We start from the raw sequence: 17599 nt of genomic DNA on the forward strand, positions 1-17599 counted from the left end.
AGTCGCCAACCAAGTCTTGGTCGTTAACGTGCACTTGTTAACGACTCTGCAACTTGTTACCCCGGGTGAAGTTATCTGGGTGAGTTGGTACGAATGAGTAGTGATCGGATGACTAATAGTTGAAGATTCAGCCGCTGTCGGTTACAGCGAGTTCGTCACCGGCTACGCAGACGCCATCCTTCGGCCCGCAGAGCCTCCGGATCGCGTTCGGAGTCCAGGAGAGTGTTACGCCCTTCCCGGATTTTTATCGCGTCGACGATCATTCCGCGGCCGGTGTAGAGACGGTCGGTGGCGTAACGCCAGCGCACGTACAGCCGTTCGGTCGCGGGTAGTTCTGCCCGCACGCGCCACCACGCGCGATGCCCCGTGCCGGACAGTGCCGTCACCTCGCCGTCCGGCGCACCCCGACCGGACGCCCGCAGCGGCACCGGCTGCCACGCGACGCCGTCCGGGCTGGACTCCAGCACGAGGGTGTCGGTCGGCTCCGAGTCGGCGAACGCGGCGAACTCGACCCTGGCGGAGCGTCCACCGGTGGCGAGTGGCCCGCTGGTGAGCGTGGCGGCGCTGAGGTTGCCGATCTCGCTGAACCAGGCGTCGTGGCCCCGGGCGGGCCGGACGGCGAGCGCGCGGGCCAGGCCGTTGGCCCACACCTCCCGTGCCGGCTGGATGGTGCCCCAGTTGCGGCTCGGGTGGACCCGGTTGGTCAGCAGGATGGCGATCGAACGGGACTTCGGGTCGATCACCAGCGAGGTGCCGGTGTAGCCGGTGTGCCCCGCGCTGTCCGGTGAGGTCAGCCCGCCCATGTACCAGAGCTGGTCGAGTTCGAAGCCGAGGCCGTGGGAGTCGCCGGGGAACGCCTGGTTGTAGTTGGTCAGCATCTTCCGCACGGTGTCGGGCCGCAGGATCCGCGCCCCGCGGTAGCTGCCGCCGTTGAGGACTGCCTGGCCCAGCACCGACATGTCGGCAGCGGTGGAGAAGACCCCGGCGTGCCCGGCGACGCCGCCGAGCGACCACGCGTTCTCGTCGTGCACCTGACCGCGCACCATCCCGCGGTCCGGTACGGTCATGAACTCGGTGGCCGCGACGCGCGGCAGCTTCTCCTCGGGCGGGTTGTACCCGGTGTCGGACATCCGCAGCGGCTCGGTGATGCCGGTGCGGACCAGGACGTCCAGCGGCGACCCGGTCAGCCGCTCGGCCAGTACGCCGAGGGTGATGAGGTTGAGGTCGGAGTACTCGTACGTGCTGCCCGGCACGTACTTGGGTTTGACGTCCATGACCGCCTTGATGCGCGCGGCCTTGTCGGGCCAGTCACGCCACAGGTACAGGAACGGTTCGAGCCCGGACGTGTGGGTCAGCAACTGCTGGACGGTGATCGGCTCCTTGCCGTTCACCCCGAACTCGGGCAGGTAGTCGCGGACCGGCTTGTCCAGGCGCACCTTGCCGCGCTCGACCAGCTGTAGCACGACGATCGAGGTGAACAGCTTGGACACCGACGCCATGTCGAAGATGGTGTCCTCGCGCATCGGCACCTGCCGCTCCGGCGGCAGCTCCGTCCCGGAGCCGTCGGCGTACCGGACGGCTCCGCCGACGACGTGGGTGTTGACCACGACGCCGTCGTGGATGTGCACGCCCACCGCACCGGACAGCAGTGGGTGACCGGAGGCGCCCGGCCGGGTCCACGCGTCGATGCGCTGCTCGGCCACCAGCAGCGCGGCCGGATCGAGGCCGACGGACTCCGGGCTGCCCGCACGCAGCACCGTGGACGCGGGCGCGAAGCCGGACCGGGGCCGGTCGAACCGCCCGGACGGTCCGCCCGCCGTCGCCGTGGGAACGCTCACCACACCCAGTGTGACGGCCGCGACCGCGACCACTGCCGAAAGCCTGCCCAGCCGCATGTCCCACCTCACCGGTAGATCAGGTATCCACGCCGTTTCCGGTCGAACCCGGCCAGCTCGTCCCGCCAGGCGCCAATGATCTCGTCGACACCCGCGCCTGCGTCGACCATCGTGCGCAGCCTGGCCGAGCCGGACAGCTTGTCGATGAAGTTGTCCGGCCGCCACGCGAAGACATCGGGGTACAGCCTGCGGGCGGTCACGATCATCGACACCGCGGTGCGGATGGCCTGGAACGACTCGGGGTCGGTCACGGTCAGCTGCACGCCACCACAGGTCTTGCCGACGAACTTGCCGAACGTCGGCACGAAGTAGTTCTCGCGGAACCGCACGCCGGGAAGGCCCAGGGCGGTCAGCTCGTCCCGCCAGCGCCAGTCCATGCCCGGTGCGCCGATCACCTCGAACGGCCGCGTGGTGCCGCGGCCCTCGGACAGCACGGTGCCCTCGAACAGGCACGTGCCCGGGTAGACCGCCGCCGTGTCCGGGGTCGGCATGTTGGGGCTCGGCGGCGTCCAGTCCAGGCCGGTGCGATGGAACACCGTGTCGCGCCGCCAGCCGCGGACCTCGACCACGTCGAGCTTGTCGAGCCGGACGCCCTCGGCGGGAAGGAATTCCGCCGCGAAGAACCGGGCCAGCTCGCCGACGGTCATGCCGTGCTGCTGCACGATCGGCTTCCGCCCGACCCCTGAGGCGAACGCCGGGTCGAGCATCGGCCCGTACGCCCTGCCGCCGACCGGGTTCGGCCGGTCCAGCACGACGAACGCCGCGCCGACCTTCGCCGCGGCCACCATGGCCGTGTACATCGACCAGATGTAGGTGTAGAAGCGGGCACCGACGTCGGCGATGTCGAAGACGACCGTGTCGATTCCCGCCTTGGTGAACATGCCGGCGACCTTCGTCGCGTCGGCGCCGTAGGCGTCGTACACCGGGATGCCGGTGCGCGGGTCGGTGTAGTCGCCCTCCGACCCGCCTGCCTGCGCGCTGCCGCGGAAGCCGTGTTCGGGCCCGAACGCGGCCACCGGCCGCACGCCGGCCGCCACCAGCGAGTCGACGACGTGCACCTGACCGGATATCACGCCGGTCGGGTTGGACAGCACGCCGAGTTTGCGGCCGGCGAGCGTCCGCCAGCCCTGCGCGGCCAGCAGGTCCGCACCCGGAGTCACCCGCCGGTGCTGGGCTTCCTGGGCCTGCGCCGAGCCGGTCAGTGTCGTCGCCGTTGCCGCGACCGCCCCTGCCGTCAGGAAGCCGCGGCGGTTCAGGCTCACCAGGACAACCCGTGGCCGAAGGGGTACAGGATCTTCGTCGGCTCGCCCGCGACCGGGACGTTCACCGGCAGCTTGCCCTGCGGTGCGATCTCCCCACGCAGCACCTTGGCCAGCGACGTCATGGTGACCGCGCGCCAGTCGTAGGTGACCAGCCAGGTCGGCGCGGCGGTGACGGCCCCCGGGTCGTACGGCTCCTGCACGCCGACCGCCACGACCGGCTTGCCGGTGTTCAGCAGCGCCTGGAGCAGGTTGCGCTGGGAGGCACTGGCCGGCAGGCCGCTGGTGAGGACCACGACGACGTCGGCCGAGCCCGCGGCTGCGACCGCCTTCGCGATCTGGTCGGCGTTCGGCGCGGTGCCGGTGGGCAGCGCGGTGGCCTTCGAACCGAGTGCCTTGGCCAGCGCCGGTACCGGCGCCGCCGGGTAGCCGGGGTACTCGGGACGGTCCCAGCCGGTCACCAGCACCGAAGGAGAACCCTTGAGCGGCAACGACTTCTTGTCGTCACGCAGCAACGTCACGGTGCGGTCGGTGATCTGCTGGACGGCCGCCCGGTTGGCCTGCGTGCCGACCTTGCGCGATACGGCCCGCTCGTCCACCAGCGGCTTGGCGAGGATGCCCCGCTTGAGCTTCAGCTTCAGGATGCGGATGACGCTCTCGTTGATGCGGTCCTCGGTGAGCCTGCCGCTGGCGACGGCGTCGAGCACGCCCCGCATGGCCACCTGGAGGTTCGGCGGCATCAGCATCTGGTCGACACCGGCCTCCAGCGCGCGTACCGGAATCTCGGCGTCGGGGTACATGTCCCGGACGCCCTTCATCTGCAGCGAGTCGGTGACCACCACACCGCGGTAGCCCAGCTCACCGCGCAGCAGGCCGCTCATGATCGGCTTGGACAACGTCGCCGGGTCGCCGGAGGGGTCGAGGCTCGGGACGCTGATGTGTGCGGTCATGACCGAGTCCGCCCCGGCCTTGATGGCGGCCTGGAACGGCGGGAGGTCGATCGCGCGCCACTGCGCCTCGGTGCGCTCGATCACCGGCAGTCCGTGGTGGCTGTCGTCCTTGGTGTCGCCGTGCCCGGGGAAGTGCTTCGCCGACGTGGAGACGGTTTCGGTCGCCCGGCCGCCGCGCTGGTAGCCGTCGACCGAGGCGGCCACCATCTCACTGGCCAGTGCCGGGTCGGCGGAGAACGAGCGGGAGCCGATGATCGGGTTGACCGGGTTGGAGTTGACGTCCGCCGACGGCGCGAAGTTCTGGGCGATGCCCATGGCACGCAGTTCCCTGCCGTTGATGGCGGAGAGCTGCTCGGCGTCGGCCGTCCGCCTGCCCGCGCCGATGGCCATCATGCTCGGGTACTCGGTGGCCTGGTCGGCGATGCGGGTGACCCGGCCGCCCTCCTGGTCCACCGAGATGATCAGCGGAATGTGCGGTGCGGTGCCGAGTGCCGCGCGCTGCAGGCCGTTGGACAGCCGTGCCACCTGCTGCGGGTTGTCGACGTTGTCGATCTGCGGGTTGTTGAAGTAGATGACGCCGCCGACGTGGTAGCGCTTGACGACCTCGGCCGGTGTGCCGACGCCGTAGCGGGCCTGGTTGGCCGGGTGGACCTCGTCGGCCGACTTGCCGGAGACGTCGGCGACGAACAGCTGGCCCACCTTCTGCTCCAGGGTGAGCCCGCGCATCGCGCGTTCGGCGAGCGCGGTGGTGTCCGCCGTCGTCTCCTCCTGCTGCGCGGTCATCGCGGTGGCAGGGGTCGCCGCGGTCGCACCGACCCCGGTCGCGGCCAGCAGGGCGGTGAGGGACACGGCGAGCGCACTGTTCCTCCGTGATCGTCGACGGACCGGTGGGTGTGTGCTCACAGCGACCTCCCTGTTGCTGCTCGGACATGGGGAAACATTTCACGCGAATCGTCCGGCACCGGGAAGCTACTCACCGAGTTCGGTGGGGTCAACGACCCACTGTGCCTTTCGGAGTACTGATCGCGATCACGGTTCGATTGCGTCACGTTCGGCCTCGTCCATCCGGCGGTCGGTGACGATCCGCATAGCCGCCAGCTGGGCCAACAGCACCAGTGCGCCCGCCACGAAGACCACCCGTACCCCGGCGAACTGGGCCAGTAGTCCGCCGATGGCCGCCCCCAGCGGCATCGTGCCCCACGCGACCAGCCGGTAGGCGCTGCTGAGGCGGCCGAGCAGCCGGTCGGGTGTGACCCGTTGCCGAAGCGACACCGTGATCACGTTCCACACCATGATGCCCGCTCCGCCGACGAAAAGCGCTGATCCGACCGCGAGGTGGCCGTTCGTGAACGCCGGCACGCCGACCATGGCGGTCGCGCAGAGGATGGTCAGCACCAATGAGCGGGCCCGGCCGATCCGGCGCTCCAGGAATCCGGCCGCGAACGAGCCCGCGACGCTTCCCGCGGCCGTGCACGCCATCAGCAGTCCGTAGGCCTGCTCGCTCAGACCCATGGGGCCGACGGCGTACAGGACGAAGACGCCGAACACGGCACTGGTGACCAGGTTGATGGCTCCCACCATCACGGCGAGCGTGCGCAGTAGCCGGTTGCGCCACAGGAACCGCAGGCCTTCGGCGATGTCGGCGCGAAGGGTCGTCCGAGTGGCCCGTTCGACCCGGAACCGGCCGCGGACGAGCAGCAGCGCGCCCAGCGCGAGGAACCACAGTCCCGCCGGCGTGGCGAACGCCAGCGTGCTACCCGCCGCCACCAGCACGCCCGCGATCGGCGGACCGGCGAACTCGTTGGCGGTGAACTCGACGGCGAAGAGCCTGCCGTTGGCGCGCGAAAGGTCCGTTCGCGGCACCACCTGCGGCAGGATCGACTGCGCCGCAGTGTCGTGGATCGTCTCGGCCGTGCCGATGGCGAACGCCACGGCGTACAGCAGCCAGATCGAGCCGGCACCGAACGCCAGGCAGCCGATCGCGGTGGCACGCACTGCGTTGGCGCCGATCATGGCCAGGCGGCGGTCCAACCGGTCGGCCAGCGCTCCCGCCGGGAGTGCGAACAGCAGCCACGGCACCGTGACCGCGAACGCAAGTCCGGCGATCAGCGCCGGCGAGTGGGTGAACTGCACGGCGACCAGCGGCAGCGACACCTTGACCAGCCCGTCCGCCAGGTTGGACAGACCAGATGCCGTCAGCAGCCGCCAGAACATTGATGGAGTTTCACCCATCGATGGAGAAAAGTCCATCGATTGGAAGGCTCTGCATGGGCGGACTACGGTGGTTCCGTGCGGGAACGACGTGAGGTGACACCGCGGGAGGCCAAGGCGGTCGCGCATCCGCTGCGGGTACGCATCCTGCGCCTGTGCGGCCAGCAGGAGCTGACGAACAAGCAGCTGGCCGACCGTCTCGGGCGGGACCCCGGCACGGTGCTCTACCACGTGCGTCAGCTGCTGGACGTGGGCTTCCTCGAACCGGCGCCGGTACGGACCGGCGACAGCGGGGCGCTGGAGAAGCCGTACCGCTCGACCGGGCAGACCTGGTGGCTGTCCATGCCGGCCACCGAGCTGGAAGCGGGCGCGGCCGGCGCGCCCATCGAGGCGTTCACCGAGGAACTGCGGGAGGCGGGTTCGGAATCGGTACAGGCCTACGCGCGGTTCCTACTGCACCTCTCCGCGGACGAGGTCGCCGAGCTGGACCGCCGCATCTGCGCGGTCATCGACGAGTACATGGAGACCGAACACGAACGGGCCGACCGGCCCGCGGTCAGCGGACTGGTGGTCCTGCACCATCCGTCCGTGTCGTGAACGTGCTGCGGGGCGGTGCCCGAAGGCACCGCCCCGCCCGCGCGGACTGCTCAGGTGACCAAGCGTGCAACTCCAGTCGTACCTACCTGGACTCGGCGTCCGGCGTCCCGGTACGCAGTCCCTAGACGACAAGCCTCCCGCGGCGTGCTGCGCGTGGGTGCCCGGAGTCCGCGCACGGAGATCTCTCGGGGTGGATGGAGTCTTCTCTTCGACTCCTCCCTGGCCGACAAGATGTCCGCACTAACTTTCTACCTAGTGACGGCCGTCACTTCAAGGGCGCGGATGGGTGCACCGGTACAGAGGCTCCATGTAGTGACGGACCTGGCCCAATCGACCACCCACAGTCTCGGGACCAGCGGTTTTACCGCTTCGGGTACCGCCATGTGAGTGGGGAAGCCAGGCGTCCGCTCAGGCCCGGCTACTCCGCGCACGCTTGCGGCGGGCAAGGCCGTACAACGTGGCGCCCGCCGCCACGGCGCCGACGCCGATGCCGACCGCGAGGGTCGACGGGCTCGACAGCCGGCTGCGCAGCGAGACCGGGTTGCTGAACGCCAGCACGTCCCAGCCACGTTCCCCGGCCAGCTTCCGCAGTGCCTTGTCCGGGTTCACCGCGTGGGGGTGGCCGACGACCTCCAGCAGCGGGATGTCGGTGCTCGAGTCGGTGTAGGCGTGGCAGGCGGCGAGGTCGTAACCGTGCTCGGCAGCCAGCTTCTTGGCCGCGGTGGCCTTGTGCTCGCCGTAGCAGTAGAAGTCGACGTTGCCGGAGTACCGGCCGTCGACGACCTCCATCCGGGTGCTGACGCTGCGGGTCGCGCCGAGCATCTCGGCGACCGGCTCGACGACCTCCGCTCCGGTGGCCGAAAGGACCACCACGTCGTGTCCGTTCGCCTTGTGCTCGGCGATCAGCTCGGCCGCCTCGGCGTAGACGAGCGGATCGACGACGTCATGCAGCGTTTCGGTGACGATGGCCCGGACCTCCGCGACGTCCCAGCCCGCACACAGCGCGGAGACCTGCGCCCGTACCCGTTCGGTCTTGTTGGCGTCGGCGCCGGCCAGTGAGAAGACCAGTTGCGCGTAGGCGCTCTTCAGCGCGGCACGCCGGTTGATCAGGCCGCGGCGCAGCAGCGGCTTGCTGAACGCCAGCGCGCTGGACGACGCGATGATCGTCTTGTCGAGGTCGAAGAAAGCGGCCACGCGGGGCGGGCTGGAGGCGATCACGGTGTCCAGCTTAGGAGAATCGCGGCTACGGCTTCTCCAGGTAGCGCTTGGCTCCCTCGACCTCGCGTTCGACGTCCGGTGGCAGCCTCCGCCGCAGGATCGGCTCGACCAGCCAGCGGATCGCCGGGTGGAACCCGAGCGAGATGGTCCTGGTCAGCCGGGTCCCGTCGTCGACCGGCTCGCAGACGAAGCTGGCTGAGAAGGTGGAAACCTTGTGGTTGAGCCGGTTTCGCGGCGGTGGAGCCAGTGCGATGTCGATGCGTTCGCCCGGCGTGAGTTGCATCCGGGAGATCACCTTCGGGCCTGCCGGCAGGCCCGGCAGGCGTGACCGGAAGCGGAACTCGGTCACGTCGCCGTCCTGGCGGACCCAGTCGATCGGGCCGATCTTGTCGTCGACCTCGGTGTAGCGGTGGACGTCCAGTACGAAGGCGAGCAGTTCCTCCGGCGTGCACCGGATGGTCCGCTCCACGGTCACGCTCAACATAGTGAGAGAGTACTCCCTTACGTTCCGTCCTGTCCACCACGCCGACCGCGCTCGCGCGACGGTCAAATTGCGTACATTCGGCCCGGGAAATTTGCATGGGTGGCGCGTGGATACGTTTTCAGCAGGCTCGGGTAATCGTTGCCCTATTTGCCGTTGGGTGACTGAAGTCTGCTGGTGACAGTGACAGTCTTGGGTGAGTACTCCCGGTGGCCGGCGGGTGGAAAATTCACTACCTACGCTCCCGGAGGTCCGTTATCGAATTGTGTGTGGATGCGTGAGCCCGGATTAGCCGATTTCGCAGTTTTCGGAGTTACAGTGGTGTTGCCCGGCGTCACCCGGGCCGTTCAGTCCGACCCCCCGGGGCTGAACCCGGCGACCCCCGCCCCTCCCCCCTGGCGGGGGTCGCCCCTTTCTCCGACGGAGTTGTCCACAGGCCCCCGCTTGTCCACAGGCCGGACAACTCGCCCTTGCACCCCGTCGCGCCCCGCCGTGATCGTGGAGTAACGGCCCGTCACAGCCAGCTCCTGGCGGGACGAATCCACCACCGGAGCTGGGAAACGTGGGGGGTCGTCGTGACCGGAGGAATGCCGCTCGTCGTCGCGGGTGAGGAACCACTGCTGGACGAGCTGATCAGACTGATGGCGGCCGCGGGCTGTGATCCGGAGTGCGTACCCGATCTGCCCGCGGCCAGACCACGCTGGGCCGACCCGCCGGTGGTCCTCGTCGACGAGGCCGCCGTCGCGCCGGACGAGCCGGCACTGCCCAGGCGGCAGGGTGTCGTGCTGGTGTGCAAGTCGGCAGCGAGCCCGGACACCTACCGCAGGGCGTTCGCCGTCGGCGCGGAGCGGGTGATGTGCCTTCCCGACGACGAGGCCGAGATGCTGACGATGCTGTCCGACGTCGTCGCCGGCCCGGCCAGGGAAGGCCGGATCGTCGCAGTGATCGGCGGCCGCGGTGGTGCGGGAGCGTCCGTGTTCGCGGCCGGTCTCACCCTGCGCGCCGCCCGGGAAGGCGCCGAGGCGATGCTCGTGGACTGCGATCCGTTCAGCGGCGGGATGGACGTTCTGCTCGGTGGCGGCCGCACCGCCAGCGCGCGGTGGGACTCGCTGCGCTGGGGCGGGAACGTGACAGTGGCCCAGCTGCGGGACACACTGCCTGGCCGGCCCTGCGGCACCGGCCGTCTCTCCTTCGTGACCGGCGACCATCCGAGCGCCGAGGCCGTGGCCGCAGTCGTCGACGTCGGTCGCCGTGCCGGCAGGCTCGTGGTGTGCGACCTGGCGCGGGAGCCCGGTTGCGGTGGCCCGGCGCTGGACCGCGCCGACCTCATCGTGCTGCTGGTACCGGCTGAACTCCGCGCCGCGGCCGCCGCCAAACGGCTGCTCGATCGCATCACCGTTCACCGCGACCGGGTGCGGATGATCATCCGCGGCCCCGCTCCGGACGAGATGGGGCACGACGACGTCATGGCGATGGTCGGCGTACCGATGCTGACGGAGCTGCGGACCGACCGGGGCCTGCTGCGGCCGATGCATCGCGGCGAGTTCGACCCGCGGCCGGGAAGCGCGATCGGCCGCGCGGCCAAGGCCGTGCTCGCCGAGGTGATGAGCCGGCCGGGGAGTACGGCGTGAGCAGCGCCGAGCTGGTCGAGCGGGTACGCCTGCGGCTGGCGTCGGGAGGTGGAGAGGCCGAGCCCGCGGCCGTCGCCGAGGCGGTGCGTGCGGAGTCCGGTGGTGCCCCGCCCACTGAGGTGCTGGCCGCGCTACGGCTGTGGCAGCAGGAGACGGTCGGTGCGGGCCCGCTGGAGGCGTTGCTGGCCGAGCCGGGAATTACCGACGTCCTGGTGACGGCGCCGGACCAGGTGTGGGTCGACGGCACGGGCGGCCTGCGCCGGACTGCCGTGCGATTCACCAAGGAGGAGGACGTCCGCAGGCTGGCCCAGCGCCTCGCGCTGGCCGCGGGCAGGCGGCTCGACGACGCGCAACCGTTCGTCGACGGCTGGCTGCCCGGTTCCGGTCCCGGCGGCCGGGTTCGCCTGCACGCCGTCCTCCCCCCGATCGCACCCGACGGCACCTGTGTCGCGTTGCGGGTCCTCCGGCCGGCTTCGCACGACCTCGCGGCACTGCGTGCCCTGGAGACCTTCGACGACGACGGGGGCGACCTGCTCGACGCCGTCGTCGGCGCCCGGCTGGCCTACCTCGTCACCGGCGGCACGGGCGCGGGCAAGAGCACGTTGCTGGCGGCCATGCTCGGCCGTGTCCCGGTCACCGAGCGCATCGTGTGTGTCGAGGACGCGGGCGAACTGCAGCCAGCACACCCGCAGTTCATCCGGCTGGTCGCGCGGCCGCCGAACGTCGAGGGGGCAGGCGAGGTGACCCTGGGCGAACTGGTGCGCCAGGCCCTGCGGATGCGGCCGGACCGGCTGGTCGTCGGCGAGGTGCGCGGGCGCGAGGTGTGCGAGCTGCTGACCGCCCTCAACACCGGGCACGACGGCGGTGCGGGCACCCTGCACGCCAACTCGCCGTCCGAGGTGCCGGCCAGGCTCGAGGCACTGGCCGCGCTCGGTGGGCTCTCCCGCCCGGCACTGCACAGTCAGCTGGCCGCCGCGGTGCAGGTCGTGTTGCACATGCGCAGGGACAGCCCGGCCGCGGGCGGACGTCGCCGGCTCGCCGAGATCGGTGTTGTCCGGCCCGGGCCCGGTGGTGGCCCGGTGGTCGTCACTCCCGTGTGGCGAGCCGGGCGCTGGCTCGACGGCAGGCGACTGCTCGCCGAGCTGGTGGACGCCCGGGGCGGGCGGTTGCCGTGTTGACCGTGTCGTCGCTACTGGCGGCCGCGGCGCTCCTCTGCTGGCCTTCGCCAGGGCCTGTTCCCGTGGTCAGGCGTCATCGCCGCTCCGGCTCCCGGGTACCGCTGCGCACGGTCCTCGCCGTGGTGGGTTCCGCTGTGGCGGTTGTCGCGGCAGGGCTTCTCCTCGGCCCGGCCGGGGTCTTCGCCACCGGGGTACTCGGCGCGGTCGGCTGGCACCGCCTGCGGGGCCGGCGCCGGAACCGGCACGCCCTCACCGTGGCCGAGTCACTCGCCGAGGCCCTGCGGGTGATGGCCTCCGAACTGCGCGGCGGTGCCCATCCCGCGCAGGCGGCGGAGTCCGCCTCGGTCGACGCCGTCGCCGAGGTGGCCGCCGCACTGCGGTCGGTTTCGCTGGCGGTGCGCTGGGGTGGCGACCTGCCCAGCACCGTTCCGAGGCAGGGACACGATCCGCTGCTGCGTACGGTCCTTGCCCGCCTGGCGGCGTCGTGGACGCTGGCGCAGCGGCACGGGCTCGCGCTGGCCGACGTCCTCGACGCGGTGCGAAGAGACGTCGAGACCGGTGCCCGTGCGACGCGAGGGCTTCACGCGAAGCTCGCCGGTCCCCGGGCCAGCGCCGCGGTGCTCTGCGTGCTTCCGGTGTGCGGTGTGCTGCTCGGCGAGGCGATGGGTGCTCGACCGTTGGCGGTGCTGGCGGGCACCGGTGCGGGCCAGTTGCTGCTGGGTGCGGGCGTGATGCTGCTCGCCGGGGGACTGTGCTGGACGGATCGCATGACCCGGGTGACGCCATGACGGCCGACGTGGCAACGCTCGCACTGCTGGCCGGGGCCCTGCTCGTGTGGCCGCCAGGGCCGGTCCGCCCGCCCAGATCGGTGCTTCGCCCGGAACCGGCAGGCCGGCTGGCCAGGCTGCGGTCCGCGCCATGGTCCCGTCCGGCGGCGCTGGCTATCGGGCTCGCCGCGCTGGGCGCGGCCGTACTCGGCTGGCCGGCGGGCGCCGTGGCCGCGGTGCCGCTGGGACTGCTGGGCTGGCTGGCCGGGCGGCGGCTGCGGACCGGGAGCGACCCGCCTGATCCGGCGAGCCTCGCCGTCGGCTGGGACCTGCTGGCGGCGGCACTGCGAGCCGGGTTGCCGGTGCCGGTAGCCGTGCGGGCGGTGGCCGACGCCGTTCCCGCCAGGCCTGCCGACGCCCTGCGGGCGACCGCGGAACTGCTCGCACTGGGTGCCGATGCCGAACGGGCCTGGCAACCGGCCATGGCCTGCCCCGAGACGGTGGTGCTGGCCAAGGCCGCCCGCCGGGCGGCGAGTTCCGGTACGGCCCTGGCCGCCGTCGCGCGCGATCTCGCCTGCCGGGTGCGAACCGAGCGGGCCGATACCGCCGAGGCGAAGGCGCAACGGGCCGGCGTACTGGTCACCGTCCCGCTGGGGCTCTGCTTCCTGCCCGCCTTCCTCTGCCTCGGGGTCGTCCCCGTGGTGGTGGGCCTGGCCGGCCGGCTGACCGCGATCACCTGATCCCCAACCACCTGGAAAGGACTCACTGATGTCGTTCGTTCACGTTCTCCGTCGCCGTTGTGCCGGTGACAGCGGGATGTCGACCGCTGAATATGCGATAGGCACCATCGCCGCGGCCGCCTTCGCCGCCGTGCTCTACGCGGTGGTCACCGGGGAGCCGGTGCTCGCCGAGCTGACGGCGCTGGTCCAGGACGCACTGACGGTGCGCCGGTGAAGCGCCACGGCGATCGCGGTATGGCGACCGCGGAGGCGGCGATCGCGCTCGGCGCGTTGACGGTCGTGTTCGGGTTGGTACTGGCGGGCATCGCCGTGGTGGTCGATCAGGTCCGCTGTACCGACGCCGCCCGTGAGGCCGCCCGGGCCGCGGCCAGGGGACAGCCTCAGCTGGCCGAGCGGGTGGTCGCTGAACTCGGGCCTCCCGGTGCCCGGCTGACGGTGCACGTCGACGGCGACCTGCTCGCCGCCGAGGTGGCGGCCGCACCGGCAGGCGGGCTGCTGCCCGGCGCGGTGGTGCGGGCGTCGGCGGTCGCGGCCGTTGAGCCGATCGGAGGGCCGCATGGCCAGGGTTGACTCCGATCGTGGCATGGCGACAGTCTGGGCGGCCGGTGCGGTCGCCGCGGTGCTCGGCGTCGGTGTCGTGGTGATCTGGCTCGGGTCGGCGGTGCTGGCCGTCCACCGGGCAGGCGGTGCCGCCGACCTCGCCGCGCTCGCCGCCGCCGGACGTGCTGCTTCGGGGGCCGAGGCCGCCTGTGGCCGGGCCCGGACGGTGGCCGAGCGCATGGGCGTCGAATTGGCCGGTTGCCGGCTGGTCGACTGGGACGCGCTCGTCGAGGTGCGGGCGCCCGTGCCCGGCCCGCTGGACGAGTGGGGTACAGCACACGCGAGGGCGCGGGCGGGGCCCGTTGATCGGCCGGGCTGAACCGTTTGTCGTCGACGAACGGCAACCGTCCGCAGGTGGAGGGCTGGATACCGCTCGGTCGTACGGCCGGGTGCCACGAAGAGCGGTCGCTCAGGCGCGGTGAGCGGTATCACGCCCGGCCGTCGGCGTGGCGTGTTGCTGCAGATGCTGACGCACGTGCATCGGCCTAAAACCTTGTAATCCCAAGGTTTTACGAGCGGGCCGGTGGCCGAGCACCGCTCGGCGGTGCCGCGCCGGGGAGATCTTCGGTTCGCCTGCCGCCATGGGGCTGTTCGTCGTCCGTAACGCGCCATCTGCCGACGGGTCACTTCCGGCCTTCTGCAACTTGCCGTTTATTTGAGTACAGAGCCGCTCACGCGGCTGACAGCAGCTAGGAGGCAGAGCAAGACATGTTGGACACAGACTGGTCGGACAGCTGGCGCGGTGCCTTCGGCATCGAGCTCCGTGCCGAGGCCATCGGCCTCGCCGGACGCGGGTGGCCGGTGTTCCCGGGCACCTACCCGTCCTGGCCGGCCGACGGCACCTGGCAGGCCCCGGTGCCGGCACACAGCGACTGGCGTGAGCAGCTCGGCGCGCACCCGCACAAGGTCGCCGCCTGGTGGACCGGTGCCCAGTACAGCCTCCTGGTCGCCACCGGCAGCGTCCTCGACGCCGTCGAGGTCGACGCCGTCGTGGGCAAGCGGGCCGCGTGCCTGCTGCGGGCCGGTGGCCAGCCCGCGCCGATCATCGCCATGCCGAACGGCCGGTGGCTGTTCCTGACGCTCAGCTCGGCCGGCACCCTGCCTGCCGCGCTGCGCGACGACGAGTCCGTGCGGTGGCACGGCGAGGGCAGCTGGGTGCCGCTCCCGCCGACCCCGTTCCAGCACGGAGTCGTGCACTGGCGGGTCAAGCCCGAGGTGTGGGGCTGGCGCCTGCCCGAGGCGGGGACCGTGCACGACGTGCTGGTCCGTGCCCTCGCCGGTGAGCAGGCCGCTCACCTCGCCGTGGCGGAAGCCTCCGTCGCGGCCTGATCCTCGACAACTTCATCGACCTCGTGGCCGTGCCGGGCTCCGTGCCGACGCAATGCCCCCAACACGGTATCCAGCACAGCCACCGCCCCCGCCTTGTCCAACGGTTCGTTGCCATTCCCGCATTTGGGCGACTGAACACAGGACGGGCACCCAGCCGGGCACTCGCAGGAGATGATCGCCTCCCGCGTAGCGGCCAGCCATGGGACCAGAGCGGAATGACCGCGATCGGCGAACCCCGCACCCCCGGGATGCCCATCGTGCACGAACACCGTCGCCTCCCCGGTGTCTGCGTGCAACGCGGTCGACAGTCCGCCGATGTCCCATCGGTCGCATGTAGCGAACAGCGGTAGCAGGCCGATCGCCGCGTGCTCGGCGGCGTGCAGGGCACCGGGGACCGCAGCCGGAACCAGTCCGGCGCTCCCCGGTGTCCTGCCGGAACTCCCGGTCCCCACCAACAGTTCCTCGGTCACCGTGTACCAGACGGCCCTGGTCCGCAGGACCTGCTCCGGCAGGTCCAGCGGCACCTGGTCGAGCACCTCCCCGGACGGTAGCCGTCGCAGGTACCCGACCACCTGCGACGTCACCGCCACCTCGCCCAGGTACACGCTCACCCCGCCGTAGTCGGTGCGCTCGGCGACGTCGAGTACGGCGACGTCGACGACCTCGCGGGCCGACGTCGTCCACTCCGGATCCTCCGCGTGCACCATGGCGAGGCCGTCGGCGAGATCCAGGTCGTCGACGACGTACGAGACGCCCTGGTGCAGATACACCGCGCCGGGGTGCACGGTCGTGAAGGACGACCCGAAGTCGACCGTGCCGAGCAACCGGCCGGTGTCGGCCTCCACCACGGCCACCTGGTCCCCACCGGAGCCGCGGATGTCCACCTCGCCGTGCGGACGGTCGCGGGAGGTCCAGTACCAGCCGCTCGCCCTGCGGCGCAGCAGCCGGTCGGCCACCAGCGAGTCGACCACCTGCCGCGCCTGCTCGCCACCGAACAGCTCCAGTTCGCCCGTGGTGAGCGGCAGTTCGGCAGCGGCACACGCCAGCTGCGGCGCCAGCACGTACGGGTTGCCCGGGTCCAGCACCGCTGTCTCCACCGGCCGCTCCAGCACCGCCGCCGGATGGTGGACCAAGTAGGTGTCCAGCGGGTCGTCCCTGGCGACGAACACCACCAGCGCCTCGTCGCCGGACCGGCCGGCGCGGCCCGCCTGCTGCCAGAACGACGCCAGCGTGCCGGGATAACCGGCCAGCACCACCGCGTCCAGCCCGGCGATGTCGACGCCCAGCTCCAGCGCGTTCGTGGTCGCCACCCCCAGCAGGTCGCCGGTGAGCAGTGCCTTCTCCAGCGCCCTGCGTTCCTCGGGCAGGAAACCGGCGCGGTAGGCGGCGACCCGCTCGGGAAGCTCGGGGTCCACTTCGGACAGGATGCGCCGCGCCCCCAGCGCGGTCAGCTCCGCACCGCGGCGTGACCGTACGAACGCCAGCGAGCGGGCGCCCTCGATCACCAGCTCGGCGAGGATCCGGGCCGTCTCCGCGCCCGCGGACCGCCGGATCGGCGCACCGTTCTCCCCGCCGAAGTCGTCGAGCAGCGGCGGTTCCCACAACGCCACGGTGCGCGATCCCCTCGGCGACCCGTCGTCGACGACCGCCCGGCACTCCTTGCCGGTCAGCCGCCTGGCGAACGCCGCGGGCTCGGCGGTCGTGGCCGACGCCAGTACGAAGACCGGATCGCTGCCGTAGTGCCTGGCGACCCGCTGCAGCCTGCGTAGCAGCAGGGCCACGTGCGAGCCGAACACGCCCCGGTAGCCGTGACACTCGTCGACGACCACATAGCTGAGCTTGCGGAACAGCCGCGACCACTTCGTGTGTGCCGAGAGGATGCCGCGGTGCAGCATGTCGGGATTGGTGAACACCCACCGCGAATGCGCCCGTACCCAGTCCCGCTCGGCCAGCGGGGTGTCGCCGTCGTAGGTCGCCGCCCGCACGCCCTTGATGTCCAAAGAGGACACTGAACGAAGCTGGTCGGCCCCCAGCGCCTTGGTCGGGGAGAGGTACAGCGCACCGGCCTTGTCGTCGGCCACCAGGCGGGACAACACCGGCAGCTGGTAGGCCAGTGACTTGCCGGAGGCCGTCCCGGTGGCCACCACCACGTGTTCCCCGGCCCACGCGGCCGACGCCGCCTCGACCTGGTGCGTCCACGGCCGCTCGACACCGCACTCGCGCAGCGCGGTCACCACCGCCTCGGGGGCCCAGTCCGGCCAGTCGGCGAACCGCGACGGCTGCGCGGGCAGCGACGCCACGTGGGTCACCGGGCTCTCCGACTCCGGGATGCCCGCGGTAACCCGCCCCAGCAGCCGCTGCGCCCGTCCACTCGCCACCACGTCCCGAGAGTGCCACAACCCACCGACACCAGAGGTCGCGCAGGTAAGGACGCGGGCGGGCGGCGTCCAGGCGGGCGATCTCCTACGTTGTCGGACAGGGCGAGTACGACCCAGTACGAGCCCTGCCCTCCGCCTTGGATCTCGCACACCTGGACACCGCCCGCTGATCCACGCCCCTACCTGCGCGACCTCGCGGCGACGGTCCGCTACCACCCCGCACACCGCGTCCGAGAACCCCCTGGCGCAGCGGCAAAACTGATCAAGTGAGCAAGCTCACCGTGCTTACTGTGTGTGTTGCACCCGGGACGCCTTGCCGACGCCACACGCACTACCAATACACTCCCGCCACCACACCACGTAGT

16 protein-coding genes are annotated in these 17599 nt (G+C 71.3%); 9 read left to right on the forward strand and 7 right to left on the reverse strand.

The genetic code is table 11. The features are described from left to right. Positions 1-155: 155 nt before the first annotated feature. From EWH70_RS21730 to EWH70_RS21745, 4 genes are all read right to left on the reverse strand, one after another. Entirely contained in the window at positions 156-1895 is a 1740-nt protein-coding gene (locus EWH70_RS21730; RefSeq protein WP_130477330.1) for a serine hydrolase domain-containing protein, read from the reverse strand. 8 nt (positions 1896-1903) lie between these two features. Next, a complete protein-coding gene (locus tag EWH70_RS21735; protein ID WP_130477331.1) occupies positions 1904-3157 on the reverse strand; it encodes an exo-beta-N-acetylmuramidase NamZ family protein in 1254 nt (417 codons plus the stop codon). Beyond that, positions 3154-4887, reverse strand: a complete 1734-nt coding sequence (locus tag EWH70_RS21740) for a glycoside hydrolase family 3 protein (RefSeq protein ID WP_130477592.1) — start codon at positions 4885-4887, stop codon at positions 3154-3156. The genes EWH70_RS21735 and EWH70_RS21740 overlap by 4 nt, the downstream gene beginning before the upstream one ends. 246 nt (positions 4888-5133) lie before the next feature. After that, positions 5134-6318 (reverse strand): MFS transporter, encoded by a 1185-nt coding sequence (locus EWH70_RS21745; protein WP_240687137.1) that lies wholly within the window; start codon positions 6316-6318, stop codon positions 5134-5136. Positions 6319-6393: 75 nt separating this feature from the next. On the opposite strand from EWH70_RS21745, the gene EWH70_RS21750 reads away from it, so the two are divergent. Then, the gene (locus EWH70_RS21750) at positions 6394-6912 is read left to right on the forward strand and encodes an ArsR/SmtB family transcription factor (protein ID WP_205669203.1); all 519 of its coding nucleotides are present in this window, start codon (positions 6394-6396) and stop codon (positions 6910-6912) included. Positions 6913-7320: 408 nt separating this feature from the next. On the opposite strand, the gene EWH70_RS21755 is transcribed toward EWH70_RS21750, so the two are convergent. Both EWH70_RS21755 and EWH70_RS21760 read right to left on the reverse strand, forming a co-directional pair. Next, positions 7321-8130 (reverse strand): HAD family hydrolase, encoded by an 810-nt coding sequence (locus tag EWH70_RS21755; RefSeq protein WP_240687138.1) that lies wholly within the window; start codon positions 8128-8130, stop codon positions 7321-7323. Between the two features lie 25 nt (positions 8131-8155). Beyond that, positions 8156-8614 (reverse strand): SRPBCC family protein, encoded by a 459-nt coding sequence (locus EWH70_RS21760; RefSeq protein WP_130477335.1) that lies wholly within the window; start codon positions 8612-8614, stop codon positions 8156-8158. Positions 8615-9186: 572 nt separating this feature from the next. On the opposite strand from EWH70_RS21760, the gene ssd reads away from it, so the two are divergent. The 8 genes from ssd to EWH70_RS21805 all read left to right on the forward strand — a co-directional run bounded on the left by ssd (position 9187) and on the right by EWH70_RS21805 (position 14856). Beyond that, positions 9187-10242, forward strand: coding sequence for a septum site-determining protein Ssd (gene ssd / locus EWH70_RS21770; RefSeq protein ID WP_130477336.1), 1056 nt, complete (start codon positions 9187-9189; stop codon positions 10240-10242). Then, positions 10239-11420, forward strand: coding sequence for a TadA family conjugal transfer-associated ATPase (locus EWH70_RS21775; protein WP_130477337.1), 1182 nt, complete (start codon positions 10239-10241; stop codon positions 11418-11420). The genes ssd and EWH70_RS21775 overlap by 4 nt, the downstream gene beginning before the upstream one ends. Before the next feature lie 119 nt (positions 11421-11539). Continuing rightward, the gene (locus tag EWH70_RS21780) at positions 11540-12208 is read left to right on the forward strand and encodes a type II secretion system F family protein (RefSeq protein WP_130477338.1); all 669 of its coding nucleotides are present in this window, start codon (positions 11540-11542) and stop codon (positions 12206-12208) included. Then, entirely contained in the window at positions 12205-12927 is a 723-nt protein-coding gene (locus EWH70_RS21785; RefSeq protein WP_130477339.1) for a type II secretion system F family protein, read from the forward strand. The genes EWH70_RS21780 and EWH70_RS21785 overlap by 4 nt, the downstream gene beginning before the upstream one ends. 28 nt (positions 12928-12955) lie before the next feature. After that, positions 12956-13141 carry a DUF4244 domain-containing protein gene (locus EWH70_RS21790; protein ID WP_130477340.1) on the forward strand — a complete coding sequence of 62 codons (186 nt, stop codon included), beginning with the start codon at positions 12956-12958 and terminating at the stop codon, positions 13139-13141. 20 nt (positions 13142-13161) lie between these two features. After that, positions 13162-13497 (forward strand): TadE family type IV pilus minor pilin, encoded by a 336-nt coding sequence (locus EWH70_RS21795; RefSeq protein ID WP_130477593.1) that lies wholly within the window; start codon positions 13162-13164, stop codon positions 13495-13497. A 13-nt stretch (positions 13498-13510) separates the two neighbouring features. After that, entirely contained in the window at positions 13511-13846 is a 336-nt protein-coding gene (locus EWH70_RS21800) for an Rv3654c family TadE-like protein (RefSeq protein WP_130477341.1), read from the forward strand. Between the two features lie 389 nt (positions 13847-14235). Beyond that, positions 14236-14856 carry a bifunctional DNA primase/polymerase gene (locus tag EWH70_RS21805; protein WP_130477342.1) on the forward strand — a complete coding sequence of 207 codons (621 nt, stop codon included), beginning with the start codon at positions 14236-14238 and terminating at the stop codon, positions 14854-14856. Here EWH70_RS21805 and EWH70_RS21810 read toward each other — a convergent pair. Further along, entirely contained in the window at positions 14820-17237 is a 2418-nt protein-coding gene (locus EWH70_RS21810; protein ID WP_130477343.1) for a DEAD/DEAH box helicase, read from the reverse strand. The genes EWH70_RS21805 and EWH70_RS21810 overlap by 37 nt on opposite strands. Positions 17238-17599 lie beyond the last annotated feature (362 nt).

This window comes from Amycolatopsis suaedae (genome assembly GCF_004214935.1).
Taxonomy (GTDB): domain Bacteria; phylum Actinomycetota; class Actinomycetes; order Mycobacteriales; family Pseudonocardiaceae; genus Amycolatopsis; species Amycolatopsis suaedae.

Excerpts from the sequence above, each read along its gene's own strand:
- EWH70_RS21730 (WP_130477330.1), bottom strand. The coding sequence starts at position 1,895 with ATGCGGCTGGGCAGGCTTTCGGCAGTGGTCGCGGTCGCGGCCGTCACA.
- EWH70_RS21740 (WP_130477592.1), bottom strand. The coding sequence starts at position 4,887 with ATGACCGCGCAGCAGGAGGAGACGACGGCGGACACCACCGCGCTCGCC.
- EWH70_RS21745 (WP_240687137.1), bottom strand. The coding sequence starts at position 6,318 with ATGTTCTGGCGGCTGCTGACGGCATCTGGTCTGTCCAACCTGGCGGAC.
- EWH70_RS21760 (WP_130477335.1), bottom strand. The coding sequence starts at position 8,614 with ATGTTGAGCGTGACCGTGGAGCGGACCATCCGGTGCACGCCGGAGGAA.
- EWH70_RS21785 (WP_130477339.1), top strand. The coding sequence starts at position 12,205 with ATGACGGCCGACGTGGCAACGCTCGCACTGCTGGCCGGGGCCCTGCTC.
- EWH70_RS21790 (WP_130477340.1), top strand. The coding sequence starts at position 12,956 with ATGTCGTTCGTTCACGTTCTCCGTCGCCGTTGTGCCGGTGACAGCGGG.
- EWH70_RS21795 (WP_130477593.1), top strand. The coding sequence starts at position 13,162 with ATGGCGACCGCGGAGGCGGCGATCGCGCTCGGCGCGTTGACGGTCGTG.
- EWH70_RS21800 (WP_130477341.1), top strand. The coding sequence starts at position 13,511 with ATGGCGACAGTCTGGGCGGCCGGTGCGGTCGCCGCGGTGCTCGGCGTC.
- EWH70_RS21805 (WP_130477342.1), top strand. The coding sequence starts at position 14,236 with ATGTTGGACACAGACTGGTCGGACAGCTGGCGCGGTGCCTTCGGCATC.